General features: G+C 56.8%; 21 protein-coding genes. 1 reads left to right on the top strand and 20 read right to left on the bottom strand.

From position 1 onward, the window contains the following. Positions 1 to 15: 15 nt before the first annotated feature. From E0E37_RS12695 to E0E37_RS12665, 7 genes are all read right to left on the bottom strand, one after another. Positions 16 to 252: a hypothetical protein gene (locus tag E0E37_RS12695; protein ID WP_246019725.1), complete on the bottom strand. Its 237-nt coding sequence runs from the start codon at positions 250 to 252 to the stop codon at positions 16 to 18. Between the two features lie 606 nt (positions 253 to 858). Continuing rightward, on the bottom strand, positions 859 to 1,509 hold the full coding sequence (locus tag E0E37_RS12690) for a DUF1847 domain-containing protein (RefSeq protein WP_130863396.1): 651 nt from the start codon (positions 1,507 to 1,509) through the stop codon (positions 859 to 861). Between the two features lie 98 nt (positions 1,510 to 1,607). Next, positions 1,608 to 2,531 carry a carbohydrate kinase family protein gene (locus tag E0E37_RS12685; RefSeq protein WP_130863395.1) on the bottom strand — a complete coding sequence of 308 codons (924 nt, stop codon included), beginning with the start codon at positions 2,529 to 2,531 and terminating at the stop codon, positions 1,608 to 1,610. Between the two features lie 3 nt (positions 2,532 to 2,534). Next, on the bottom strand, positions 2,535 to 3,269 hold the full coding sequence (locus tag E0E37_RS12680; RefSeq protein ID WP_130863394.1) for a BtpA/SgcQ family protein: 735 nt from the start codon (positions 3,267 to 3,269) through the stop codon (positions 2,535 to 2,537). Positions 3,270 to 3,319: 50 nt separating this feature from the next. Continuing rightward, complete coding sequence (locus E0E37_RS12675; protein WP_130863393.1) at positions 3,320 to 4,495, bottom strand: TIM barrel protein; 1,176 nt, start codon at positions 4,493 to 4,495, stop codon at positions 3,320 to 3,322. A 21-nt stretch (positions 4,496 to 4,516) separates the two neighbouring features. Beyond that, positions 4,517 to 5,551: a LacI family DNA-binding transcriptional regulator gene (locus E0E37_RS12670; RefSeq protein WP_130863392.1), complete on the bottom strand. Its 1,035-nt coding sequence runs from the start codon at positions 5,549 to 5,551 to the stop codon at positions 4,517 to 4,519. A gap of 24 nt (positions 5,552 to 5,575) precedes the next feature. Continuing rightward, entirely contained in the window at positions 5,576 to 6,718 is a 1,143-nt protein-coding gene (locus E0E37_RS12665; protein WP_130863391.1) for an ABC transporter ATP-binding protein, read from the bottom strand. A 270-nt stretch (positions 6,719 to 6,988) separates the two neighbouring features. Here E0E37_RS12665 and E0E37_RS12660 point away from each other — a divergent pair, with 270 nt between their 5' ends. Next, positions 6,989 to 7,657, top strand: a complete 669-nt coding sequence (locus tag E0E37_RS12660) for a hypothetical protein (protein WP_130863390.1) — start codon at positions 6,989 to 6,991, stop codon at positions 7,655 to 7,657. On the opposite strand, the gene E0E37_RS12655 is transcribed toward E0E37_RS12660, so the two are convergent. From E0E37_RS12655 to nuoE, 13 genes are all read right to left on the bottom strand, one after another. After that, a complete protein-coding gene (locus tag E0E37_RS12655; RefSeq protein ID WP_130863389.1) occupies positions 7,620 to 9,095 on the bottom strand; it encodes a DUF4340 domain-containing protein in 1,476 nt (491 codons plus the stop codon). The genes E0E37_RS12660 and E0E37_RS12655 overlap by 38 nt on opposite strands. After that, positions 9,095 to 10,543: a GldG family protein gene (locus E0E37_RS12650; protein WP_130863388.1), complete on the bottom strand. Its 1,449-nt coding sequence runs from the start codon at positions 10,541 to 10,543 to the stop codon at positions 9,095 to 9,097. Before E0E37_RS12650 ends, E0E37_RS12655 begins: the two co-directional genes overlap by 1 nt. 13 nt (positions 10,544 to 10,556) lie before the next feature. After that, complete coding sequence (locus E0E37_RS12645) at positions 10,557 to 11,261, bottom strand: ABC transporter permease (protein WP_130863387.1); 705 nt, start codon at positions 11,259 to 11,261, stop codon at positions 10,557 to 10,559. Beyond that, positions 11,258 to 12,256, bottom strand: a complete 999-nt coding sequence (locus E0E37_RS12640) for an ABC transporter ATP-binding protein (protein ID WP_130863386.1) — start codon at positions 12,254 to 12,256, stop codon at positions 11,258 to 11,260. Before E0E37_RS12640 ends, E0E37_RS12645 begins: the two co-directional genes overlap by 4 nt. 61 nt (positions 12,257 to 12,317) lie before the next feature. After that, positions 12,318 to 13,157: a carbohydrate ABC transporter permease gene (locus E0E37_RS12635; RefSeq protein ID WP_130863385.1), complete on the bottom strand. Its 840-nt coding sequence runs from the start codon at positions 13,155 to 13,157 to the stop codon at positions 12,318 to 12,320. A gap of 15 nt (positions 13,158 to 13,172) precedes the next feature. Beyond that, positions 13,173 to 14,093: a carbohydrate ABC transporter permease gene (locus E0E37_RS12630; RefSeq protein ID WP_130863384.1), complete on the bottom strand. Its 921-nt coding sequence runs from the start codon at positions 14,091 to 14,093 to the stop codon at positions 13,173 to 13,175. Between the two features lie 189 nt (positions 14,094 to 14,282). Beyond that, positions 14,283 to 15,656 carry an ABC transporter substrate-binding protein gene (locus E0E37_RS12625; protein WP_165445345.1) on the bottom strand — a complete coding sequence of 458 codons (1,374 nt, stop codon included), beginning with the start codon at positions 15,654 to 15,656 and terminating at the stop codon, positions 14,283 to 14,285. 187 nt (positions 15,657 to 15,843) lie between these two features. Then, a complete protein-coding gene (locus E0E37_RS12620; RefSeq protein ID WP_130863382.1) occupies positions 15,844 to 16,917 on the bottom strand; it encodes a Gfo/Idh/MocA family protein in 1,074 nt (357 codons plus the stop codon). A 196-nt stretch (positions 16,918 to 17,113) separates the two neighbouring features. After that, on the bottom strand, positions 17,114 to 18,220 hold the full coding sequence (locus E0E37_RS12615; protein WP_130863381.1) for a Gfo/Idh/MocA family protein: 1,107 nt from the start codon (positions 18,218 to 18,220) through the stop codon (positions 17,114 to 17,116). A gap of 310 nt (positions 18,221 to 18,530) precedes the next feature. Then, positions 18,531 to 18,878 carry a hypothetical protein gene (locus E0E37_RS12610; protein ID WP_130863380.1) on the bottom strand — a complete coding sequence of 116 codons (348 nt, stop codon included), beginning with the start codon at positions 18,876 to 18,878 and terminating at the stop codon, positions 18,531 to 18,533. Between the two features lie 190 nt (positions 18,879 to 19,068). Further along, a complete protein-coding gene (locus E0E37_RS12605) occupies positions 19,069 to 22,581 on the bottom strand; it encodes a molybdopterin-dependent oxidoreductase (RefSeq protein WP_130863379.1) in 3,513 nt (1,170 codons plus the stop codon). Between the two features lie 12 nt (positions 22,582 to 22,593). After that, positions 22,594 to 24,348, bottom strand: a complete 1,755-nt coding sequence (locus tag E0E37_RS12600) for an NADH-quinone oxidoreductase subunit NuoF (protein WP_130863378.1) — start codon at positions 24,346 to 24,348, stop codon at positions 22,594 to 22,596. Positions 24,349 to 24,359: 11 nt separating this feature from the next. Beyond that, positions 24,360 to 24,881: an NADH-quinone oxidoreductase subunit NuoE gene (nuoE, locus tag E0E37_RS12595; RefSeq protein WP_130863377.1), complete on the bottom strand. Its 522-nt coding sequence runs from the start codon at positions 24,879 to 24,881 to the stop codon at positions 24,360 to 24,362. Positions 24,882 to 25,109: the final 228 nt, after the last annotated feature.

Below are 25,109 nucleotides of genomic sequence, written 5' to 3'. Positions count from 1 at the left end.
AAATACCGTGTCGCTTCACTTTTTGGGGTACTGGCAGATGCCCACTTCCAGTGCCTTGTCCTGGTTCAGATGGAAGTCCGCGTATCTGCAGTACCAGCACTCATGATCGGGGTCGGCCGGCAGCGTGTACCGCCGCTCCCTCCAGCAGGGGCAGCCCTGATGGGGCCATACGCTCTCCCCGGGTTTCGGCTCCGGAAACAGCGCGTATTCCGGCTGTCCCCTGTAGATCGTGCGCATGTCGATCCGTTCCATCGCACCACCTCCCTGGCGTTCCGGACCATTCCGAACTTGTGGGGCGTTCCGTGAAAGGGACGCGGGGCCTGTCCTGGGCCGTGTTTCCGCCGCCTTTTCCGTCCCGCACCTCCTGTTTGACGAAAGGTATACTTATTATCAGAACGTCATTCCCCCAGTGGAGCCTTGAAAAAGGCTCCTTTTTTAAATATAAAAGCGCCGGTTCCGCCGTTTGACCCAGAGTATAGATTTCGTTAAACTGAAAGAAAGGTTCTGCCTGTATTGTAGCGCATATTTCAAAAAAAAGTTCACGCTGCACGTACTTGGTAGCTGAATACACGTACTTTGCATAGTGCGGCGAAAAAAAGGGAAAAACATGGCGCAGACCGCCCTTTGCGTCGGCGCTGCAGAATCGGAGCGGACCGGGCGGGGCTCACAGGGATCGCGCCGGTCTATGGAGTTCTGTCCGCGAGAAGCAGACCGGCGGCGGATTCGGCCTAAGGCCCTGTGAACACGCCGCTATATCAAGAGAGAGACGGAACGAACGATCAGCGTTTTGAATAAAAAGCAGCAAAAAAGAGACGGCCGGCGTCATCCGCCGGCTGTCTCTTTCTTCTTGCCTTCGCGCTATCTCAGTATTTTTTTATAATAAGAACCCAGCGTGTAGAGGGCCGCTACAGGGTTGTGACCCAGCACCCTGTCTTTTGTGACAAGGGTCGTGACCAATGCGTCGGAATACTTGATGAACAGAGAATCGTGCCCCACGCACAGCCCCACGATGACGTTCAGGTCTGTTCCCTCTTTATTCAGCAGCTTGGCCTGGGCCACAGGATTGCAGATGGGCTCGTAGCCGCCCCGGTCCACCTTCTTCTCATCGGGTATTCCGATGACGTTTTTGTCCACGCCTCCCACCTTGCATGCCACGCCGAAAGGCTGAAAGCCCTTGGCCCGCAGGATCTTCGCAAACAGTTTGCTCTCCTCGATCAGCCCCACGCAGGTGGCGATTCCGATCTTTTTCGCCCCGATCTTCTCCGCAAAGTAGAGGATCTCCTCCACTCTGGTAGCCTGACAGTAATGCTCGCCTTCCACCTCCGCGGACGCTCTGGCCACACGGCCTGTCTGTTCGTCTGTCTCGTAGATCCGTATGGTCTCCTCTATGATCGGTCTGTTTTCCTCGTTGGTCAGACAGAAGGGCGGAAACGTCTTGTCTCCGCTGTCGCAGTTGTATACGCCGCAGCTGATGCAGCTGGCCCGCTGTTCTCCGTTTTTGCCGTCCATTGATAACCGCCTCCCTTATCCCGGTGGACAATGAAAAAATGTTTTGCACTGTCTTTATTGTAACACTCTTTCCCCCTCCCTGAAAAGGAAAATGCGGTCTATCTGCCGGCGGACGCCAGCAATCGTTCCATCTTCGCCCGCGCCTCCCGGCGCACATCCTCCGTGACCAGCGGCCAGGGACCGTACTGTCTGGCGTTGTACCCCGCCGAGACGTTGGCCATGGCCAGTGTCTCCAGCGGAGAGAGACCTTCGGCAAAACCGATGAGCGCCGCCGCCGTGGAACAGTTGCCGCATCCTGTGGCGTCCACGCTTTCCTCCGCGCCCACGGAGGGCAGAAAGCTCACAGTCCCGTCCTGGATCTGATAGGCGCCTTTTGTGCCCGCCCGGAAAAAGCAGGGCTTTTCCAGGCGCAGTATCGCCTCCAGAGCTTCTTCCTCCGTCTCGACGCCGAAAAAGCTCCTGGACTCGTTGAAATTCATCGAATAAATATCCGTCTGTTCGATGCGGGAAAGCACCTGTTCACGGCGCGCCGGGTCGGTCAGATCCCCCGTAGCGATCTCCCACATGAGCTTGCCATTGGGCATCAGCGCCTTCAGTTCGCTGAAATGATCCACGATCTCAGTGGAAAGCGACGCTTCCAGATAGATGCCCCTGGTATCCTCCCCGCAGAAGGCGGCGAACATCTCCGGCGTCAGCATGCTTTTGGACATGGCGGACTCCTCGTATTCGTCCCCGTATTTGCAGGTCTCACTCCATCTTCCGTCCGGTTCGTACTTCATCACGTAGTGAAGAGTGTGGGGAAATTCCTTTTTCACCTGAGTCCGTATCCCATTGGCCTCGAAAAATGGTCCGTAATGGCGGTCGAAGTCCTCCCCTGCGGCCCCGATGTAGGCCACGCTGTCCCGCCACAGCTTCACGCCCGCGGCGGAAAAGACCGAGCCGCCCAGCTGGTTCGTTATGGAACTGCCGTCGGCAAAAACAATATCGTTGAGCATGGTGTATCCGCCAACTAAATATTCCATCCCCTATTTTTCCTTTCTCAGGGCGTTTACCGCCGCCATAAACTTCAATGTATTCTCTCTGCTCACGTCGTTCTCCGCTTTTCCGCCTTCCTTCAGACAGGATCCCACGATGCCCCCGTCTCCGACAGAAAGCTGTTCCTCCGCCGTATCCGGCGTCAGCCCCGCTCCCACGATCAGCGGAAAATCTCCCATGATGGACCGGAATTCACGGATCTTTTCGATCTCCGTGTTGATGCCTGTGCCCACGCCCGTCACAACGATAGCGTCGCAGCGCTCCATTCCAAGTTTCAGATCCTCCTCCAGACTGCGCCCTGATAGTACATCCTTATGCTTGAACCGCACGCCGCCCATGATGAAGACCGTTCCTCTGTCGTGATAGGACTTCAGCTCTTTCTCGTACTCCGCGTCCTCCTCGGGGACCAGATGGCCGCACACAGAATCCACCTGCATGAACTTTGCGCCGTACTTCTCAGCAAGCTCGTAAGTTTTGGCAAACTGGTCCAGCACGTTGACGCCGTAACAGTAGTGAGGCCGCTGGGTCTGCAGCCACTCAAGCACCCGGACCACATCATCCTCGCCGCCGAAATAGTCCTCCACGATCACGGCGTCCACGCCGCATTCAAACAGCAGATCCGCCTCTCTCTTCGCTCTCTCAAGAATATCCTCCGGGGAATCCCCCTTCAGATGCAGCATGGCCAGAATTGCTTTCTCCACCGGAAATATATCTCTGAATTTCATTTGCTTCCTCCGTTCACTCGTTAACTCAGGTCTGTATTGAAAAGCGTCGATCAGCCGCGCTTCAGTCCCAGAAACTCCAGCTGGTTCTCCAGCTCCGGAAACAGCGGCCTACTGTTCTTCAGCTCGTGGAGCAGCACGAATTCCTCATTTTCCTCTGCCAGACGGGCGATGAGCTTCTTCATATCCTCCGCCAGTATCACGCCGCCGCGGCCCATTGGAACGTGAGAATCGTACATCCCCAGAACGATGCCCACGCCGTAGTCGGATTTCTCATCCCGGCCCTGGATCGCGTCGATCTTCTCGCCGTATTCGCCCATCAGACGGCCGTTCCTGAAATACTCCACTTCCTTGAGCTCACAGTCCGACAGATGCAGGCAATTGGTCCGTCCAATGACGGCGGGATGGAGCAGATTATGGCCGATCCACTTCATGGCGAAGGTCTTTGGATCGGAGCCGTACTCTTTTTCCATAGACGCCATCTCCGGCGTGATCTCGAAATCCTGCAGCATAAAACAGGCGCCGCCCTTTCCGTCCGTGCCGATGGCGTGCAGCAGATGGTTGATGTCCCATCCCACGCGCACCTTTCCTCTGGGATCGCTGATCTGCGCGAAGATCTCCGCAAAATCTTCGCAGCGCTGGACGCCGTACTCCAGTCCCCAGCCTGCGTTCTCCAGCTCGATCACCGGCGAGGTCTCCGTCAGCAGATTTTTCTCTTCCAGATACAGAAGGAACGTCTGCACCAGGCCCACCATGGCCTGAAGGATCTCTTCCCGGGTAATGTGGAAGTCCCAGGCGCCGTCGATGGCCGCGTAGTCGATCACGTGGAAGACGAAGCACTGAGCGCCCAGAGCGCAGGCCAGTTCATACTCCTGGGTCCAGCGTTCAAACATGTGAACGCCGCGCAGATCGCCGTAATAATCGACGATGCCCTGCAGGCCGTCCATGCGCTCCACGAATTCGCTGAAATGGGTTCTGGTCAGGAAATGGGTGGGATACGCATAATAGGAACAGTGCACGCGCTTCACGCAGAGAGCGGAGAATTTCTCCACCCACTTACGCTTTCCCTCCTCGTCGGAAAAGAGATCCTGGGTCCGCGGCCAGGCCTCGTTCATAAAAAATTCCGTTCCTTCCATCCCATATGTTTTCAGGAGGGAGGCGATGTTCTTCGTCTCCTCCCCGGAAAAGATCGCTTCATCATAGGTCAGATACTGTCTGATGTTTTTCATTTTCTACTCCTTCTTTCACTCTCAGTTTCCGGGCTGTGCGTTCAGGTTCTTCACGCTGCTGCGCTCCATGAGCTGCGGTTCAAAGCACACATTGGTATCCTCATCGCTTCCCGTCTCGATATACCGGATCATATTCTTCGCCGCCGTCATTCCCATCTCATAGATCGGCTGTCTCACAGTGGTCAGCGAGACCTCCAGAAGATCGCAGAGTGGAACGTCGTCGTAGCCCACCAGGGAAATGTCGTCCGGGACGCGGATCCCACGGTCCCGAAACGTCTTGAAAGCGCCGAAGGCCATCATGTCGTTGAAAGCGAAGACCGCGGTAAAGTCCCTGCCGATCAGCTGCTCCGCCGCCCGTATCCCGGATTCCATAGTATAGTCACCCTCCACCAGAAGGTCCGGCTCATAAGGGATCCCGGCTTCCGCCAGCGCTTTTCTGTAACCTTCGATACGTCCGCTGACATAATCCGGTCCGTTGGGACCCGTAATGCAGGCGATGCGCCGGTGACCATTCTCGATCAGATGACGCGCCGCCAGGTAGCCGCCTCTCTCATTGTCAAAGAAGACGTTGTGTCTGGCTGTCCCCGCATAATCGCTGTCGATCTCGATGAAGGGCATGTTGTTCTTCTGAAGCAGGGCGTAGCTTTCCAGAGCTTTGTCCTGATCGCTGTCGGAGCTCATGCAGTAAATAATGCCGTCCACGCCCCGTCCTGTCAGGACCTCGATGAGTTTCATGTCCCGCTCGTGCAGATCCCAGGAATTGCACAGCACCACGCTCCAGCCTTCCCGCTGGCAGGCCTGCTCCACCCCCTTGGCCAGGATGGAAAAGAAGATATTGCTGATGTCGCTGACGATCAGTCCCAGAGTCTGCGTCTTCTTGGTAATGAGACCCACCGCCAGCTTATTGGGCGAATAATTCAGCCGCTTCGCAGCCTCGACCACCTTTTTTTTCGTCGCCTCCGAAATCTTGGACGGTCTGTTGTTCAGCACCAGCGATACAGTAGTGATGGACATGCCCGTCTCGCTGGCGATATCTCGAATCGTCGTCCTTTTCATATAGTCACCTGCAATCCTTGTTATCTATTTGTCCTCCGCTTCACCGCAGAGCACGGATACGCCTGATTCCGCGTCGAATATGTGGATCAGCTCCGCAGGCATCCGGAAAAGCAGCTTTTTATCTTTGATCACGCCGTGCTGGTACTCCTCCGGCAGGCCGATGGTGGGCACGCGCATGATAGCGTCATTTCCCAGGAAATCCATGTGGATGTAGATCTCATTTCCCATCATCTCGCTGACGGTGATCGTTCCGCTGAACGTATCCGGGCCGGCGCTTTCCGCCAGCTGAATATGTTCCGGACGGATGCCCAGCACCACCTTTTTGCCTCCGTCCCGGCCTTTCAGCGCTTTCTGCATGGACTCGGGCAGAGCCGCGGCGGGACAGTCCTTCCCCAGCGACACGCTGTAGACGTCGCCGTTCTTCACCAGTTCTCCCTCGAAGAAATTCATCTGAGGCGTCCCGATAAAGCCTGCCACGAACAGATTGTAGGGATGATTGTAGACCTCCACCGGCGTGTCGATCTGCTGTACCAGCCCGTCCTTCATGATGACGATACGGTCCCCCAGCGTCATGGCCTCCGTCTGATCGTGGGTCACATATATAAATGTAGTGTCGATCCTCTTTCTCAGTTTGATCAGTTCCGCTCTCATCTGATTTCTCAGTTTGGCGTCCAGATTGGACAGCGGCTCATCCATGAGAAATACCTGGGGTTCCCGCACGATGGCCCGTCCGATGGCCACCCGCTGACGCTGTCCTCCGGAGAGCGCCTTGGGCTTTCTCTGCAGAAGATCTGTAATGCCCAGGATCTCCGCCGCCTCCTTCACTTTCTTGTCGATGACGTCTTTCTTCACCTTGCGGAGCTTCAGAGCAAAAGCCATGTTCTCATATACGGTCATATGAGGATACAGGGCGTAATTCTGAAAGACCATGGCGATATCTCTGTCTTTGGGCGCCACGTCGTTGACCAGCTTATCGTTGATGTACAGTTCCCCGCCGCTGATCTCCTCCAGCCCTGCGATCATGCGCAGCGTGGTGGATTTTCCGCAGCCGGAAGGGCCTACCAGCACGATAAACTCCTTGTCATGGATGTCCAGATTGAAATCGTGGACTGCTACCACATTCTTGTCGTACACTTTTTTGATGTTCTTCAGCGATACTTTAATCATAGATCCCGGTTTTAAAAGCAATGCCTCCGCAAATACTCTCTCGCCCCCATTGCTGTGAATGGCGGGCCTTACGGCATGTCTCCACAATGCCGCACCGCAAACCGCAGCGGCCGATGTCCTCCTTTTCTGCGCACCTGCACTTAAGTTCTCAGTCCGTCCGCTCCGAGTCCTCTTCTGATTCGGAACTCTCTGTTTCGGCTCCAGTCTGAGATTTTGAGGAGTAAGTACAAATGCCTTGTGTTTTTATCATGAAATACATATAATGTATCTATGAACTTTTTTAATGATGATTACAACGACAGATCGAGACCCGATCTGAATGACCCGGTACCGGAGCGCGGGCTGAAACGCTGGCTGTTCATTTTCTCCAACCACTTCACGCGGCTGGTGGGCCTGAACCTGCTGTTTCTTCTCTGCTGCCTTCCCATCGTCACCATACCGGCGTCCCTGTGCGCCCTGACCCGGGTGCTCATGATCCTCTACGATACCGGCAGCTGTTCTCCCTGGCAGGATTTCCGCGGGGAGTTTTTCCGCTGTTTTTTCGGCCGTTTTCTGGCCGTGTTTCTGCTGTGCTTCTTTCCGGTGTCTCTCTGCCTCTGGTTCTTCGCCTTCGGCATGTCCAGCTTCGGCGTAGGCGTGGGGGTTCTTCTGATCCCCGTCTGTTCCGCCGTCCTCTGCTATTTTCTGGCCTTCACGGTGGATCCCGGCGGGGAGAGCGGCTGGGGCAGCCGGTGCAGCGATCCCGCCGGCGACGTGCGCCGGGCTTTTCTCTCGGCCTTTCGCAGCCCCCTGCTGAGCCTGAAGCTGCTTCTGGTTCCGGCCCTTTATTTCGTCTGTTTCTGGTATCTGCACTATACCGTCATCATCGGCGCGTTCATCCTCTTTGCCGGCGGACAGCTGACTATCTGCTGTCTCCTTGAGGATCTCCGCCGGCGGTGAGATCCTTTTCCAGATCGGACAGAGCGGCGATCCCTGTGTAAAAACCCGTGAGTCTGGCGTCTCTGGCGATGGCGTAGGTCCTGGCGTCCACGGCGTAAAAAGTGAAGGTCTCCTCCGTTCCCGCAAGGGTGCCCACCGTCACGCTGTAGTCGGGGGTCAGGCCCCCCACGTCCGCGTCCGGTCCCTTCCAGCGCACGGCTTCCGGTCCGTTCCCCTTCTCCGAGGTATCTCCCTTCAGGAACAGCCTTCCGTCTATGTGTATATTCAGGACCTTCATGTAAAGCTCCCGCAGCCTTTCTTCGTCTATGGGCTCTCCGGACAGCGTTCCGCTCCGGATCTCTCCGCTTTCACTTCTCACCGGAGTCAGCTGGAAGCTGCCTGCCGGCGTCTCCACCTGCACGGTTTTCACTTTATCAAGAGAACGCATCCACAGACTGGTGTTCACCAGATCGTACCACTGCAGATCAAGCACCGCCAGTTCCTCCGCGTCCGCCGGGATCCGCACCACAGAGGGCAGATCCATACGCATGGCGTATACATACCCGTCTCCAGCCGCCTGAGAAAAGCGGACCTGACAGTCCACGTCCCCGGCATTGATCCGCACGGTGCGGAAATTCTGCCCCTCCGCCAGCCCATATTGGGCCGTGTCCCCGGGATGGTCTTCCGCCACCTCTGCCCGGCCGTCCAGGGCCAGAAGCGGCGTCAGCACGTCCGCGTCCACTTTGCCGTCGGAACATTCCCGGCTGACCGGCCTGTCCATTCTATAATAAGAAGGCGCGTCCGAGAAACTGTTCTCTGTTTCCTCCGCGCTCTGAGGCCGGATGAGCAGCGTATCTCCGCCTCTGATCTCCACAGCGTTTACCGCCAGATCCCCGCCTGTTCCAAAGCAGTCCGCAAAGAGCTGTGCCTTTCTCAGCGCATACACCGGACGGGCGCAGCGATCGGCGATATCCTTTCGTATCACGTAGATCTGATCCTGCTCCTCCGCCAGCACATAAGCCCTGCCGGCCACGGGCGTACCGCCGCCGAACACCAGATTCAGTGCGGTCCCATCGGAAAACTCCAGCACCGCTCTGGAGGACTTGTCTGTGATCCCAAACTGCCCGGGATCTCCCTCCACCTGTTCGTAGGCCTTCAGGCGTTCCAGAGACGACAGCAGCGTTCCGGCCGCGTTTACATCCATGGCCAGACGCTTGTCGCTTTCGGAGAGCCAGAGGTAACGCCCTCCCCCTTCTTCCTCTTTCACCAGCAGCGTGTACGCCTGAGCCCCCGCCGGCTCCATCCGCAGGGAGACCACATCCGTCTTCGTATTGACCGCGATGCTGTCCTGCTCCTCAAGAGCGGGATCCGTCCCGCCTGTCAGCCGGACCGCGCCGTAAGCGGCGCAGAGAAGGACCAGCACGCCCACCGCGATCATGAGATTGCGTTTTTTCTTCATTACAGCTTTCTCCTGGACAGCCAGCGCCAGAGACCGAACAGCAGCACCGCCCCGGAGGGCAGGACCACCACGGCGAAAAACAGCAGACCGTTTCCGGCTCCCACTGTGTTCAGCGCACCGTCCTTCATATTGCGGGCGGGAATGGTGACGAAGTCCGCCGCCCCTCCCGTCATATACGACAACGCATTGCTGAAATAATAATCATTCAGCAGATTGGCCGTGTCCATGAGACTGTCGGAGAACATGGAGGGCGACGACAGAAACAGGATGGAACCCACGGAGAGATCCGTTCCGCTCACATCGTAGCTCCTGGCGAGCACGCCGGTATTCATGACGCCCGCCTGATCCCCCGGCTCCTTATCCACCGTGGAGATCAGGCCGCTGTCGCCGGCGTAGGACTTCGCATAGGCCTGATCGCCGGTGATCAGCACGGGCTCTGTCTCCCGCTTGCCCTGGGACTCCCACAGCACTTCAATGGCCCTGGCCCCCGGAGTCAGCAGAAACCGGTCCGACAGAGCCGCGCAGTTCTCATTGATCTGGGCTTTGGTGAGCATCGGAGATATCTGCACGGCGTTGCCCACGTAACGGGCGGGATCTACAATGATATTCTTTTCAAAGCGCACGCCCCACTCTGTCAGATAGCGGTCCAGATTGGGCAGATCCGGCGAGTCTGAGCCGTAGAGCAGGATCAAATTGCCGAAACTTCTCAGATAAGCGTCCAGCCGCTGCAGCTCCTCCCCAGAGAAATCCGCCTTCGGCGCCGAGATGATCAGCAGCGCCGCCGTCTGCGGGATCTCCTCCGTCAGCAGGGACAGGCGCGAGAGTCTGCAGCTGCCCGACTGGATGCGGCTCACCATACCGTCGTAGTACGTCTCCCCGTGGCCTTCCACCAGATAGACCTCCGGCTGCGTGCCGGCGGACAGTTTGAGCAGCGCCGACGTCAGCACCTGTTCCGCTCTGCAGTCGGTGATCTGCGCCTTCAGCGTCGCCTGGCTGGTCTGGGTCCCGAACAGCTCCGACATGGAGACCGTACGGTGACCCTCTCCCCCTTCTATGAGCAGTCCGTTTTCTTCTATGGTCTCATCGGGATATTTTGAGAGGATCCCCGGATTTGTGTACGTGTCCACGTACTGCAGCGCGATGCGGCCTCCTGAAGCGCTGCGGTAGCGCTTCAGGATCTCATTGATCACGCCGGTGCGCACGCCCTGACTGAACTTCACTTCATCTCCCAGAACGGTGATGGTAAAATCCTCTGTCATATTCGATAGAAATTCCTTCGTCTCATCGGAGAGCGCATAGAGACTGTCGCCGGTCATATCCAGCGTGAGAGAAAAGCGCTTCTCCGCCGCCCCCGCCAGCAGATTGAGAACCAGCACAGCCGCGATCACCACCGCTGTAAAGGCCGCTGACACGGCGGCATAATGTTTCTGTTTTCCCGTGGTCTTCATCCCATGCCCTCCTTTACGCCCAGCGCTTCTTTTCCAGGACCCGGGAGGTCAGGAAGAGCATGACGCCTGTAAATGAGATATAATACAGAATATCCGACAGAGAAAAGATCCCCAGCAGAAATCTCTGATGTCTGGCGAACAGGGAGAACCACGAGAGCACGGTCCCCATCACCGGCGACAGGGAAGATTCCGCCGCGGCCGAGAGAGCGAACAGCCCCAGAAAAACAGCCAGCGTCCCCACAGCGGCGATGATCTGATTCTCCGTCAGTGAGGAGACCAGCATTCCCACGGAAATAAACGCAGCCGCGGCGCACAGGATGGCCGCGTAGTTTCCGGCCACGGCGCCCGGCGAAAGCACGCCGAACAGCCCGATGACGATCACCCAGACCAGCGTCAGCGCCAGCGCCAGCGCAAACACGCAAAAAGCGGCCAGAAACTTCCCCAGCACGATCTCCCACACATCGGTGGGGGACGTGAGAAGCAGCTGGTCCGTGCGCAGCTTGTATTCCTCTGAGAAGAGACGCATGGTCAAAAAAGGAGTGATCAGGATCAGCAGAAACAGCATGATCGAAAACAGATTGGATATCTGGCTGGAAGCCCCCAGCACGTTAAAAACATAGAAACACAGATTCATGATCGTGGCGAAGGCAAAGAGAAACACGCAGCCCACCGGCGAATTGAAATATGCAGTTAAATCCCGTTTCCAGACCGCTTTCATTTTCCCTCCTCCGCTTTTCCTGCGATTTTCTCCGTCCTTCCCCCGGCCTTTTTTCCCTTTCCGGAGGTCAGCTTCAGGAACACATCCTCCAGATTCATACTCTCCGACCGCATTTCCACCACGTACATGCCCTGCTCCGCCAGGCTTTTTGTCATCAGCATGCGGACGGCCCCGTCGCTCTGCCCATTTTCCACGGTGACGATAAAATCAGAGATCTCCGGCTCCCGGGACCCCTCCGCCTTCACGGCGGCGACGCCGTTTACGCCAAGGAGCGTCCTGCGGATCTCCTCCGCCCTTCCCGAGACCCGCAGACAGATCTTTTTCGCTCCGCCCACGCGCCCGGAAAGATTTTCCGCGCTGTCGTCCGCCACCAGTCTCCCCTGGTCCATGACCAGGATCCTGTCGCAGACAGACTGGACCTCGCTGAGAATGTGGCTGGATAAAATGATCGTATGTTTCTTCGCCAGAGACCGGATGACCCTGCGGATCTCGATGATCTGCTTAGGGTCCAGTCCCACGGTAGGTTCGTCGAAGATCAGAACGTCCGGATTTCCGATCAGCGCCTGAGCGAAGCCCACCCGCTGCCGGTATCCTTTCGAGAGATGACGGATCATGCGCCGCCGCACGTCTGCGATGGAAAGCGCCCCGCAGGCCTGACGGATATCTTCCGCCCTGTTGGTCCTGCACTTTTTCAGATCATAGACGAAGCTCAGATACTCCTCTACTGTCATATCCATGTAAAGCGGCGGCAGCTCCGGCAGATAGCCGATCTTTTTCCTGACTGCCGTCGGCTCCTCCAGAATGTCCAGTCCGTCCACGCGCACCGTCCCGGCCGTCATGGCGGTATATCCTGCGATCATGTTCATGATCGTGGACTTTCCCGCGCCGTTTGCTCCCAGGAGCCCCGCGGTCTCCCCGCGGCTGATGGTAAAGCTCACCCCATCCACGGCGGTCTTTCCCGGATATTCCTTTGTCAAATCTCTGACTTCAATCATAACGTCTCTGTCTCCAACCGTCCTCTAAATTTCACAGTGATTTTTTCTGTCCTGCCGGTCTCTACTGCTTGACCGAGCCCGCGGTCATTCCTTCGATGAAGGAGCGCTGTGCGAATACATAAATGATCAGCATGGGCACCGTCACGATGACCAGACCCGCGAAAAGCTGCGGATAATCTGTCACATACTTGTCGGCGAAGGACTTCATGCCCAGCGGCAGCGTCATCTTCGCGTCGGTACGAAGGAGCACGCTGGCCAGCAGATATTCGTTCCAGACGGTGATGCCGTCCAGCACCACCAGCGTCATAACGCCGGGCTTTGCCAGGGGCAGGATCACCCGCAGGAAGCTCTGGAATCGGGTGCAGCCGTCGATCATGGCCGCTTCCTCCAGACTCTTCGGCAGCGAGATGAAGAAGGATCGCAGCAGAAAAGTTCCAAACGCCATGCACTGGGCCGCCCCGAACAGGATCATGCCCGACAGTTTGTCCACCAGCCCGAAATTCAGGGCCGCGGAAAAGATGGGGATCGCCAGCACTCCGGTGGGAATGCACAGCCCCAGAAGCAGGTAGGAATACACCGCTTTTTTAAATCTGAAATTAGTCCTGGCAATGGCATAGGCCGCGCAGCCCACCGCCGGGATGATCACCAGCAGCGTCACTGCCAGAACGATCAGGGAATTCATGTATTTCACGCCCAGACCGGCACGGCTCCAGGCCGCCGAGTAGTTGGCAAACTTCCACGCGTCGGGAATGCCCCAGATATTGGTGTAAAATTCCTGCGTACCTTTCAGCGATCCGGAGATCATCCAGATCAGCGGATAGATGGTCAGCAGGATGATGATGGCGAGAGCGACGACCTTCAGCACCGTTCCCACGATTTTCAGCGCTTTATTCATGTTCATTTTTCTACGCCCCTCCTAGCTGTCGTAATTTTCGTCCCGCGTCATGGAGAAGATCTGGATGGCTCCGAAGATCAGCGTCAGTCCGAACAGGATGACGCTCATGGCGCTGGCTTTGCCCAGATTGTAGAACTCGAACGCGTTCCTGTAAATATAGGTCAGCGCCACTTCCGTGGAACCGAAGGGTCCGCCCCCGGTCATGACGTTTACGATGTCGTAATTGCTCACCAGCGCGCCCGTCACCGCCATGAGAATGTTCAGCACGATAACGCTGTTCAGCTGAGGAATGGTGATCTTGAAGAACTTGCTGACCGGACCTGCGCCGTCGATCTCCGCCGCCTCGTAGTAGTCCTTGGGAATGGCCTGCAGACCCGCCAGATAAAGCACCATGTGGAAGCCCGCCCATCTCCAGATGTCGACCCACATGACGGAATAGATCGCTACTTTCGGATCGCTGAGCCAGCCCATGATGAGGGAGTCGGCTCCCACCAGAGAGAGGAAATTATTTAAAAGTCCGAATGTCGGATTGAATATCCAAGCCCAGAGCATGCCGCACACCACATAGGAAAAAGTGACCGGCATGTATGTGATCGTCCGGAAAAAGCCTTTGGCAAAGACCAGATCCATCATCAGTTTGGCCAGAATGAAGCCCAGTACGTTCTTGCCCACCGTCACGAAAAAGGCGTAGAAAAATGTGTGCTTCAGCGCCGTCCAGTAATCGCTGTCGATAAAAACATTGGAATAATTCTGGGTGCCGACGTACTGCATTGCGGAAAGTCCGTCCCACCGGAAAAAGCTGATATAAATACCCATTAAAAAAGGATAAACTGCAAACAGGGTGAAAATGATGACGCTGGGCGCCACCATAGCGTAAGGAAAGATCTTGTCCTTCAGCCGCTTGTTATTCAGGGTCACACTGTTACTTTTCTTTGTAAGCACGGCTAGCGTTTCCTTTCTGTTTCTCTGAAATTGCCGGCGGCCTTTGGGCCGGCTCCCCGGCAGTTCATTTCGGATGCGCGCGGTTTCCTGTCCGCGCGCATCCTGCCGTTTTGCACCGCGCCCGCCGGAAGCCGGCGCGATGCAGTCACTGTCTGAAATTCTGCGGATCCGTACTGCAAACAGCCGAAGCTATTTTGCGGGAGGGGTGACCTCCGCCCACTGATCCTCTGTCCATTTGTCATACCAGTTGTAGCTGTAATCGTTCTCGCGGACCAGCTTCTCGTAGGTGTCCTGAACAGCCTGAGCCGCCGCTTCCGGAGTGATGTGTCCCGCTGTTACGCCGGCGATCTGGTTGCCCAGGGTGTTGTTGATCTCGGAGGGCCACAGCCAATCCAGGAACATGATGGTATCGGGCATGAAGCTCACCATCTCCTGCGCGCAGGGGAGATCCACCGGAGGCACGGTCTTGATGACCGGAATGATGGGCTGGATGGGTCCCAGCGTCAGGTTGGCGCTCTCTTCGTTAGTCATGTGATCCAGGAATTTGGCGATGAGATCCCAGTTATCCTTGTTGCAGTTGGACGCCACGGCAAAGCCGTCGTCCGCTGCGCCGCAGGCCTGGGCGGACATTCCCTCTCCCAGGGACGGCCACAGGAACACGCCGATCTCAAATGCGCCGTCCACGATCTCCAGCGTGGGAGCATACTCCCAGGTACCGCCGTAGAACATGGCCGCCTGCTGCTGTGCGAACAGAGCCTTCATGGCGGTGTCGTCCGTGTCCAGACTGTCGGAGGTCAGAACGCCTCTGTCAAACAGCTCGCGGATCTTCGCGAAAGCGGTCACGGTCTCGTCGTTCACAAAGCTGCTGTTGCCGGACAGCCAGTCCTCCGCTTTGGCGATGGATTCATGACCGGAAGTCTGGCCGTAAGCCTCCTCAAACCACATCTGCCAGTAATCCACGATAGCGCCCTGGTGGATCCATGCATTTTTGATGCCTTTCTTTTCCTTGATCACATCGGCGCAGTGGACCAGCTCGTCCAGCGTCTTGGGCTCCTGCAGTCCCAGCTCGTCGAACATGGTCTTGTTGTAGTAGACGCAGCTGGTCGTGGTCTCGCCGTAGGGAATGCCCCACAGATGGCCGCCTACCGTGTAATTGTCCAGCGTACCTTCCACGAAGCGGTCCGCGTAGGGCGCCATGGTGTCCGTGATGTCCATCAGCGCGCCGGAGGGAGCCAGCGTGGAACGGATCACGCCGCCGGATGTTCTCACAAAGTCTACGGTCTGACCCGCCATACGGGCCTGCGCCAGATACTGCGGGATCTCGCTCCACTCGCCCTGCATGGTCAGATTCACCTTAACGCCCTCGTTGGCGTCCTCGAAATTGGTGATCATCTGATTCCAGCCGTCGATCATGGATTCAAGACGCATGCTTGCCGCCATAATGGTGAGCTCTTTGTCTCCCGCAGCATCGCCGCCGGATGAATCTCCGCCGCCGCAGCCGGTCATCGCGGCTCCCGCCACCAATGCGGCGCTGAGCAGCAATGCCATCTTCTTCTTTAACATTTCGCACATCCTCCTTCTCTTGATTCGTTTGAGATAAAACGTTTTACTTATTTCGATTATACCGCCGCGCCCGATCAAAGTCAATAGACTGAATTGTGAAAAACTTTCATCCCACAAGGTCCGCGCCTCATCATCCGACAACAGCCGCAGCGGTTCAATCGCAGGTTATTGGCCCGGTCTCAGGCCCCTACAGCCTGACCGCCCTCATGATGTCCCCCGCCAGCCGGATATCCAGCAGCGCGTCTTCCGCGTTGGTCATAGGTTCTTTATCGTTGACGATACAGTCGTAAAAATGCTGCCACTCCAGGCGATAGGCCTCGTCGAAGGAATTGACCGTGGACTTGATCTGGTTGGCCCCCGTTCCGGGTTCATTTTCCGTCACGCCGACCACTGTGGGCGCGTTCTTCAGATACGGGAATGGGAACTTCACCGAAACGTTGCACTCCGGCGAATAGACGTGGATGTCCTCATCCCAGATGGGCATGCTGCCGGAGAAACCGATCTCCAGACTGACCCTCACGTCGCCGTACTGCATCAGCACCGACATGTTGTCTTCCTTAAAAACGTCGGCGTACAGCACTTTGCCCTCGTTTCCGAACAGACGGCGCAGCAGCACCGTGTCGTGGACGATCCCGTAGATGAAATTGAAATACGCCGGCAGCAGCGCTTCTCTGCCCTCGCCCAGTTCTTCCATCATGCCCCGGCGCTCCCTGTCTTTTCCCTCTTTGAACAGCTCCGCTGGAACGTCGCCGCGGCCGTACAGGTCGTAGATCTTGTCCACATAATCGAAGGATCCGGAGAAATCGTGAAATCTGGCCAGGTAGATGTTGTCCATCTTCCTGATCTTTTCCGCCGCATAGGTAAAACCCGGATCGTAGCACTTCATATAGCCCACCAGGACCTTCACGCCGTTTTTCCTGGCCGCTTGGGCGATCTCCCCGGCCTCTCTGGTGCTGAAAGCCAGAGGCTTTTCCACAAAGATGTGCTTTCCGCATCTGGCCGCCTTCATGGCCGGCCCGTAATGATCTTTATTGCAGATCAGCACGGCGTCCACGTCCTCCGACTGGATCATCCTGTCGTAATCCGTGTATCTGCGCTCTTCCGGCACTCCGTACTTGCGGCCCACCTTTTCCAGCAGCGCCGGCGACATATCCGAGAGGGCCTGTATCTGAAAGTGCTCCGAATCCTGCAGATAAGGCAGGTGCATGATCTGAGCGATCTGCCCGCAGCCCACCGCGCCTATCCTGATAACTTTTTCCATCTTCCAACCGCCTCCATTCTATCGGTCTCTACTCCATCAGTCTTCTGTTTCTGATCCGTCTGCTTTTGATCAGTCTGCTTCTGATCCATCTTCTTCTGATCCGTCTGCGGTTCTGTCTGTGCTCTCCGCCGCCCCGTCCCCGGGCAGTCGGCGTCCTCGCCGCAGCCTTCCTGTTGTCCGCCGTCCGCCGCCGGCACTAATCCAGGATCCCCGCAAGCCCTGTGCTCTTCATCAGCGCCGGCTTCGTGTAGCCCGTCCCGATATCCACAGTCCGCCTTTCCTCGCTGCTCTTGATAAAGCCGCACATGACCTCAAGCACGTGGAGGGCCCGCCGGCCGCTGACCCGCATCTCACGTCCCGTCTGAACAGCCTTGGCCATGTCGGCAAGGCCCAGTCCCCGGCAGTTTCCGTCGTAGGGGAACATGGAGGGAATGACCGAATAGTCTTCCGTCTCCGGACGGTAAAGTTTAATCTCCCCGCCAAACCAGTCGGGATCCGGCACCTGAAGCGTCCCCTCGGAGCCGTAGATCTCGATGGAAGGAGCCTTGGAATGATAGACGTCAAAAGTGGTCAGAATGTTTCCCACGGCGCCGTTCTCAAACTCCATGAGACCGTTGACATGGGTTTCCACCTCCACTTCGATGGTCTCGCCGAAGCGCGGTTCGCTGGTGATGGTGCGCACGGGGAAAGACTTTTTCGCCATGCCCGAAACGCTCTTGATGCCGCCCATGAGATTGACCAGCGTCGTTATGTAGTAGGGACCCATATCCAGCATGGGGCCGCCGCCCGGCTTATAATAAAAGTCCGGATTGGGATGCCAGGATTCGTGGCCGCGGCAGACCATGAAAGCCGACGCGCCGATCAGATCTCCGATCATGCCGCTCTCAATGATCTTCCTGCAGGTCTGGAAGGCTCCGCCCAGAAACGTATCCGGCGCGCAGCCCAGAAGCAGCCCCTTTTCCTCCGCCAGATCCACCAGAGCTTTGCCCTCTTCAAAGGTAATGCCCAGAGGCTTTTCCGAGTACACGTGCTTCCCCGCGTTCAGAGCCGCGGCGGAGATCCCGAAATGATCGAAGGTCCGCCCCAGATTCAGAACGATGTCCACCTGAGGATCGTTCACCAGCTCGTTCATATCCGTGCTGAATCTCCTGATCCCGTGCTCTTCGGCAGCCCCTCTGGCTCTCTCCGCCATCACGTCGCAGACGTGAGTCACTTCCACTTCACGGTACAGCTCGGTCAGATTTTTCAGGTAGATCCCGCTGATGTCGCCGCATCCCACGATACCGATCCGCATCTTATCCATTCGTTGCTCCTCCTCCATACAACTTTTCCGCCTTGCCCGGGGTTTGGCCGTGGGTTCTTCTCCCACATACCCACGAGAGCAAAACTTCTTCATTTCGCAAGATAAATCGTTTTATCTCATTTTTCAACATTGTACCACACTGCGGTTTGAAAGACAATCGGGATTCAATTATAAGGGGCCGCTTTTTGCCGCGGCCGTCTTTATTTTTTTATATTTAATTATTATAATGCATAATTATTAATTTCGCAACCCATTATCCTCCGGGCTCCTTCCTTTGTTCAGCCCACGGGAAGCATACAAAAAAGCGGTCTCATATGGAAACCGCTCTCTTTGTATATTCCTGATTTAATTTTTCGATGATTTCTTCCACCTGCTCCTCTTCCCACATCTTCAGCACGCCGCCCTTCACGTCGTACTGCGAACAGGAAGCGCAGCAGGCGGGACAGCCGCCGATGACCAGAAGAATATCGCAGGGAACGCCTTCCCTTGCAAAATCGAACAGGAGGAACTCTCCGGTCCGATCCGCTTCATCGTCCGCGCCGCCCGGCGAAACTGCGCCGGAGCCTCCCTGCGCAAAGCACAGCTTTATCCGTTCATATGCCTTTTCTCTGTTGTATCTGGGGTTGCAGCCGCCGCAGAATTTTACACCGCAAAGCATGGCATACCTCCGATCCGATCATCATTGCCCGCGCCGCCGGAAAGGGGCGCCGGACCGCCGCCCCGAACCGTGATCGTCGCCGGAAAGGGGCGCCGGACCGCCGCCCCGAACCGTGATCGTTCACGGCCCGGCGGCAGTCCCTGCGCCGTCAGGCGGACGCGGGCAGATCAGTTCTGCACGTTATCTGTTCCTACACCGCAGGCTTCGGCAATCTCTCGTCGATGACGTTCATCAGATTATCTGTATTCTTCATCTCTTCCACGAAAGCAGCCTTCTTCACCGGCATGAGGACCGGATCTTCACAGGGCAGCACGCCGCCCAGGATCTCTCCGATCTCCGCGTATTTGTAGGAGATCAGCATGTCGTCCATCTCCTCGGAAATGTCGGCCTCATCCTCGAACTCCATCTCCACTTCAAAGACGTGGGCCAGCTCTGCAGCCAGTTCCCAGTTGCTGAAGACAACGTCTTCAAACACGGCTCTCTCCACCGCCTGGAGTCTTCTCTCCGTGTTGGTAAAGGTGCCGTCGGCGGATGCAAAGCCCGTACCCGGCAGGATGACGTCTGCTTTCTCCGCGGTTCCTGTCATATGGGTGTCGGACACCATGAGGAACTCCAGCTCGGGCAGGTCTGCGGGATCCGGGTCTTCTCCGAAGCACAGCAGGGCTTTGACGCCTTCCATGGCTTCCTTGCCCGCGCGCACGCCCAGATCGATCAGACCCTGGCTGTTGTTCTTCACCTTCACCTGCAGAATTCCGTCTCTCGGCGTTCCGATATGGCCGGAGATCACAGCGATGTCTGCCAGCAGCGTCGCCGCTTCCACAGTGACCAGATTCTGCTGGAACACGATCATAGCCTTCTTCGCTCCGGCGTACAGTCCAGCGACCTCGGCGGCGTCCTTGCTCACCTTGGTCTTCTCCACGCTCTTGGCGAAGGCTTCAAAGCCTTCCACACTGGCTCCCTTTCCCATGTCGATCAGAGCCTTGGCAACGCCCTGCAGGAAGGTCACGTCGTTCTTGGTATAAACCACCTTCGCCGCGTAGCTGAAGTATTTATCCTGATTGTACTCCTCAGGATTGATGAGGACCACCTTAGCTCCGTTCTTCGCCGCCTGGCGGATCTTCAGCTCGATGATGGGGTTCTTTGTAGTCTCAAAGCCCGCCACCAGGATCACTTCCGTGGACAGCAGCTCGTCGATGGTGTTGGGGGAAGCGTCGTAACCGGTGTTCAGGACCTTGGCGATCCCGCTCTCTCTGTGATTGAAGCACAGCGTTCTGGCTCCGATCGCGCCGGCAAACTTCTTGATGGCGTACGCCTCCTCGTTGGTATATCTGTCGGAAATAGATACCGCAACGGCGTCCTTTCCGTATTTCGCGCCGATGGACTGCGCCTTCTTGGCCGTCATCACCAGAGCTTCATGGTAATCGGTGGGCTCGAACTCGCCGTCCTCTTTGATCATGGGATCCAGCAGCTTGCCTTCCAGTTCGGCGCAGTCGAATCCGAACTTGCCCTTTCCGCAGAGCAGGCCCTTATTCACAGCACCTTCCTTATCCGGAACGGACTTGATCAGCAGATCGCCGTAGGTCTCCAGATGCAGGCTGCATCCCACGGAGCAGAAGGAACAGGTGGTGTCCGTGCACTCTGTAGCCAGCGGAACCGCCTTGTCGATGGTCAGACGCTCGCCCAGCGCGCCCGTGGGGCAGACGCTCACGCACTGTCCGCAGGAGATACAGCCGGATTCTGCCAGCGGCATTTCCAGACAGGGCTTGACTACCGTGTCAAATCCTCTGTTGACCAGACCCAGCGCGCCGATGCCCATGACCTCGTCGCAGACGCGAACGCACAGACCGCACAGGATGCACTTGTTGGGATCTCTCATGATAAACGGATGATCGTCCTCAAACTCGATGCGGTTCTTATCCCCCGCCAGACGGTCCGGTTTTACGTCGTACTGGTTCGCAAAGTCGATGAGCTTGCACTCGAAGTAGTCGTGGCAGCCGCATTCCAGACATCTGGAGGCGTCCTCCATGGCCTGATCCTCGTCGTAGCCGAAGACGACCTCTGTGAAGTTATCCTTTCTCTGCTCAGCCGTCAGCTGATCCATGGCCGGACGGCACTGACGTTCTCTGTCTTCAAAGGTCTTCTCGGTTATATCGTCTCTCTCCACCGTATAGGGCTTTCTGTAGGCTACGTCCTCTCCGTTCAGATAAGCGTCTACTACTTCGCAGCCCTTCTTGGCGTCGGCGATGGACTCTACAGCGATGGAGATCTTGTCGTTTCCGCAGTCTCCGCCGGCGAATACGCCCGGGATACTGGTCATGAAGGTCTCCTTATCGTATACGATGCCCTTCTTTCTGGTCAGTTCCAGTCCGTCAAAGCCTTCCGGATTGACCGCCTGACCGATGGCCAGGATCATAGTGTCGATCTCCAGAGTCTCCGTCTTTCCCTTCACGGGAACAGGCGCTCTTCTGCCGGAAGCGTCGGGCTCGCCCAGCTCCATGACCTGCAGAACTACCTGCTTCACATGACCGTTCTTATCTTTTTTCACCTCGATGGGGTTGGTCAGATTCTTGAAGATAACGCCCTCTTCCTCGGCCTCTTCGATCTCCACCATATCCGCAGGCATCTCGTCCTTGGTACGTCTGTAGATGTTGTACACCTTCTCCGCGCCCAGTCTGACGGCCGTTCTGCAGGCGTCCATGGCGGTGTTGCCGCCGCCCACGATGGCCACGTTTTTGCCCAGCTTGATCTCTTCGTTTCTGACGACCTTTCTCAGGAAGTCGATGCCGCCGATGACGCCTTCCGCGTCCTCGCCCTTGCAGCCCACGCCCGTGGAGACCCAGGCTCCGATGCCCAGACAGACCGCGTCAAAATCGTCCAGAATGGTCTGGAAGGGAATATCCTTTCCGATCCTGGTGTTGGGACGCATGTCGACGCCCATTCTCTCGATGAGGAAGATCTCCTCGTCCAGCACTTCTTTGGGCAGACGATACTCCGGAATACCGTAGCGCAGCATACCGCCCAGTTTCGGCATAGCCTCGAAGATCGTCACGTCGTGGCCCTTTCTTCTCAGGAAATAAGCCATGGACAGTCCGTAGGGGCCTCCGCCGATGACCGCCACGCTCTTGCCAGTCTCGGGAGCGATCTCCGGCATGAAGGGATCGTCGCCGAACATGTCGGTGTCAGCCGCAAAGCGCTTCAGCCACGCGATGGAGATCGGTTCATCGATCAGCCTTCTGCGGCAGTGCTCCTCGCAGGGATGGGGACATACTCTGCCGATGGAGCCGGGAAGGGGAATTTTTTCCTTGATCAGCTCGATGGCCGCCTCGAATTCTCCGTTGGCGATCAGACCCACATAGCCCTGGCAGTCCGTCTGCGCCGGACATGCCAGCACGCAGGGCGGTCTGCAGTCTCCCACGTGATTGGACAGCAGCAGCTCCAGATTGGTCTTTCTCGATTCGATGACCCTGTCTGTGTCGGTGCGGATCACCATGTTGGGGCCGATGGTGGTGGCGCAGGCCTTGCACATCTTGGGGTTTCCCTCCACCTCTACCATACAGATGCCGCAGGATCCGTAGATCTCGGTCCTTTCGTCATAGCAGAGAGTGGGAATGAAGATATCGTTTTCTCTCGCGACTTCCAGGATCGTCTGACCGGGAAGGCCAAACACCTCTTTTCCGTCGATATTTAATCTGAATTTATTCATCAGTTTAACCTCCTACTCTCTCACGACAGCGCCGAAGTTGCAGGACTCCTCGCACTTGCCGCACTTGATGCACTTATCCGGGTCGATCACGTGGCGCTGTTTTACGCTGCCTGTGATCGCGCCCACCGGACACTTCTTCGCACAGAGAGTACATCCCTTGCAGGCGTCGCTGATCGTAAAGCGGATCAGAGCCTTGCAGGACTTCGCCGTACATTTGTGGTTGTAGATATGATCCTCGTATTCGTTCCTGAAATAGCGGATGGTAGTCAGCACCGGGTTGGGGGCCGTCTGTCCCAGACCGCACATGGAACCGTCCTTGACCTTATTGGCCAGTTCTTCCAGCAGCTCGATGTCGCCGTCTCTTCCCTCGCCTCTGGTGATCCGTTCCAGGATCTCCAGCATTCTCTTCGTTCCGATCCGGCAGTAGTTGCACTTGCCGCAGGATTCCTTTCTGGTAAAGTCCAGGAAGTATCTGGCCATGTCGACCATGCAGGTGGTCTCGTCCATGACGATCATACCGCCGGAACCGACGATGGCTCCCGTCTTCGTGATATCCTCATAGCTCACGGGAGTGTCGATGAGGTCCGCGGGGATACATCCGCCGGAAGGACCGCCCATCTGCACGGCCTTGAACTGTTTATCCTGCTTGATCCTTCCGCCGATGCCGAAAATAACTTCCTTCAGAGGCAGGCCCATGGGAACTTCCACCAGTCCGCCCTTCTTGATCTTTCCGGCCAGAGCGAACACCTTCGTGCCCTTGCTGTTGTCCGTGCCCATGGCGGCGAAGGCTTCTCCGCCGTTGGCCAGGATCCACGGCACGTTGGCGAAGGTCTCTACATTGTTGATATTGGTCGGCTTCTGCCAATAACCCTTGGCTGCCGGGAAGGGCGGCTTCAGGCGGGGCATTCCTCTCTCGCCTTCCAGGGACGCGATGAGCGCGGTCTCCTCGCCGCACACGAAAGCTCCCGCGCCGGCCTTGATGCGGATATCGAAGCTGAAATTCGTCCCAAACAGATTCTTGCCCAGAAAACCTTTTTCTCTGGCCTGAGCCATGGCGATCTCCAGTCTGGCGATGGCCAGCGGATATTCCGCACGGACGTAGATGACGCCTTCCGTGGCGCCCATGGCAAAACCGCCGATGGTCATGCCCTCGATGAGGGAGTGGGGATCGCCCTCCAGAACGCTTCTGTCCATAAACGCGCCCGGGTCGCCCTCGTCGGCGTTGCAGACCATATATTTATTGGCGCCCGGATTTTTCTTCGCCTCGTTCCACTTGAACCAGGTGGGGAAGCCCGCGCCGCCGCGGCCTTTCAGTCCGGATACCTTGATGACGTCGATCACTTCATCCTGGGTCATGGAGGTCACGACCTTTTTCACGGATTCATAACCGCCTCTGGCGATGTATTCTTCGATGTGTTCCGGATTGATGACGCCGCAGTTTCTCAGAACGATCCTCTTCTGTTTTTCAAGAAAAGTCTTGTCTACGTCGGAGATCGCATACTCTTCCACCGGCTTGCCGCCGATCAGATGCTTTTCCACGATCTCGGCCACCTTCTCCGGCTGGACCTTCACGTATCTGGTCTCCAGCGCGCCGTTGTCGTCGTACACGTCGACGATAGGTTCCAGATAACAGGTACCGATACACCCGGTCTTATCTATGACAACATTTTTCAGGCCCTTTTCCGCCACGAGCTTCTCAAACTCATTGGAGGTTTTCTTCGCGCCTGTGGCTACGCCGCAGCTGCCCTGTCCTATCATTACTTTCATAGTCCTACCTCCTACGCTTCCTTCGCTCTATAATCGTCGAGGATCGCCTTTACCTTATCCTTGGTCAGGTTGCCGAAGGTCTCCTCGCCGTCGTTTGTCTTGATCATCATGACGGGCGCCAGACTGCAGCATCCCAGACACGCCACGTTGTTCAGCGTGAACAGGCCGTCTTCCGTCGTCTCGCCGTCCTGGATATTCAGATGCTCGCAGACCGCTTCCTCGATCATGTCCGCGCCGTTTACGTGGCAGGCCGTGCCCTTGCAGAGCATAATCAGGTACTTGCCGATGGGCTGCAGGCGGAACTGAGCGTAGAATGTGGCTACGCCGTAGATCTTCGCCGGTTTGATGCCGGTGGCCTCCGAAATATGGTTGATCACGTCGATGGACAGGAATCCATAAATATCCTGCGCCTTCTGCAGGATCGTGATCAGACTACCCGGCACCTTTGCGTACTTGTCAAGTACGGGAGCCAGCTCGCTGAAGTCCTGAGCAGCGTTCCCGCCGCACTGGCATTCGCTTTTCTTGCACGTCATACTCTTCTCCTCCTAAATTTTAACTTGGGACAGCCCTCGGGCGCCGCCCCACCATATCCAACCCTGCGGCAAAGCCGAAAAATCGAAGGATATGGTATAACGATTGGCCCCCTCCCGCGGCCGGATCACACATAATCTGGCAGGCCTCGGGGACGGCCGGTTTCTAAAACCACACAACAAACTCATTATAGCAATAAAACCGGATGGTTTCAAGGAATATCGGCGAAT

Source organism: Bacilliculturomica massiliensis (genome assembly GCF_900605495.1).
Lineage (GTDB): Bacteria > Bacillota > Clostridia > Peptostreptococcales > Anaerovoracaceae > Bacilliculturomica > Bacilliculturomica massiliensis.
This window is presented reverse-complemented; position numbering and strand designations above follow the sequence as displayed.

Excerpts from the sequence above, each read along its gene's own strand:
- E0E37_RS12655 (WP_130863389.1), bottom strand. The coding sequence starts at position 9,095 with ATGAAGAAAAAACGCAATCTCATGATCGCGGTGGGCGTGCTGGTCCTT.
- E0E37_RS12675 (WP_130863393.1), bottom strand. The coding sequence starts at position 4,495 with ATGAAAAACATCAGACAGTATCTGACCTATGATGAAGCGATCTTTTCC.
- E0E37_RS12650 (WP_130863388.1), bottom strand. The coding sequence starts at position 10,543 with ATGAAGACCACGGGAAAACAGAAACATTATGCCGCCGTGTCAGCGGCC.
- E0E37_RS12645 (WP_130863387.1), bottom strand. The coding sequence starts at position 11,261 with ATGAAAGCGGTCTGGAAACGGGATTTAACTGCATATTTCAATTCGCCG.
- E0E37_RS12690 (WP_130863396.1), bottom strand. The coding sequence starts at position 1,509 with ATGGACGGCAAAAACGGAGAACAGCGGGCCAGCTGCATCAGCTGCGGC.
- E0E37_RS12615 (WP_130863381.1), bottom strand. The coding sequence starts at position 18,220 with ATGGATAAGATGCGGATCGGTATCGTGGGATGCGGCGACATCAGCGGG.
- E0E37_RS12605 (WP_130863379.1), bottom strand. The coding sequence starts at position 22,581 with ATGAATAAATTCAGATTAAATATCGACGGAAAAGAGGTGTTTGGCCTT.
- E0E37_RS12620 (WP_130863382.1), bottom strand. The coding sequence starts at position 16,917 with ATGGAAAAAGTTATCAGGATAGGCGCGGTGGGCTGCGGGCAGATCGCT.
- E0E37_RS12610 (WP_130863380.1), bottom strand. The coding sequence starts at position 18,878 with ATGCTTTGCGGTGTAAAATTCTGCGGCGGCTGCAACCCCAGATACAAC.
- E0E37_RS12660 (WP_130863390.1), top strand. The coding sequence starts at position 6,989 with ATGAACTTTTTTAATGATGATTACAACGACAGATCGAGACCCGATCTG.
- E0E37_RS12685 (WP_130863395.1), bottom strand. The coding sequence starts at position 2,531 with ATGGAATATTTAGTTGGCGGATACACCATGCTCAACGATATTGTTTTT.
- E0E37_RS12665 (WP_130863391.1), bottom strand. The coding sequence starts at position 6,718 with ATGATTAAAGTATCGCTGAAGAACATCAAAAAAGTGTACGACAAGAAT.
- E0E37_RS12640 (WP_130863386.1), bottom strand. The coding sequence starts at position 12,256 with ATGATTGAAGTCAGAGATTTGACAAAGGAATATCCGGGAAAGACCGCC.
- E0E37_RS12600 (WP_130863378.1), bottom strand. The coding sequence starts at position 24,348 with ATGAAAGTAATGATAGGACAGGGCAGCTGCGGCGTAGCCACAGGCGCG.
- nuoE (WP_130863377.1), bottom strand. The coding sequence starts at position 24,881 with ATGACGTGCAAGAAAAGCGAATGCCAGTGCGGCGGGAACGCTGCTCAG.
- E0E37_RS12635 (WP_130863385.1), bottom strand. The coding sequence starts at position 13,157 with ATGAACATGAATAAAGCGCTGAAAATCGTGGGAACGGTGCTGAAGGTC.
- E0E37_RS12695 (WP_246019725.1), bottom strand. The coding sequence starts at position 252 with ATGGAACGGATCGACATGCGCACGATCTACAGGGGACAGCCGGAATAC.
- E0E37_RS12670 (WP_130863392.1), bottom strand. The coding sequence starts at position 5,551 with ATGAAAAGGACGACGATTCGAGATATCGCCAGCGAGACGGGCATGTCC.
- E0E37_RS12680 (WP_130863394.1), bottom strand. The coding sequence starts at position 3,269 with ATGAAATTCAGAGATATATTTCCGGTGGAGAAAGCAATTCTGGCCATG.
- E0E37_RS12625 (WP_165445345.1), bottom strand. The coding sequence starts at position 15,656 with ATGTTAAAGAAGAAGATGGCATTGCTGCTCAGCGCCGCATTGGTGGCG.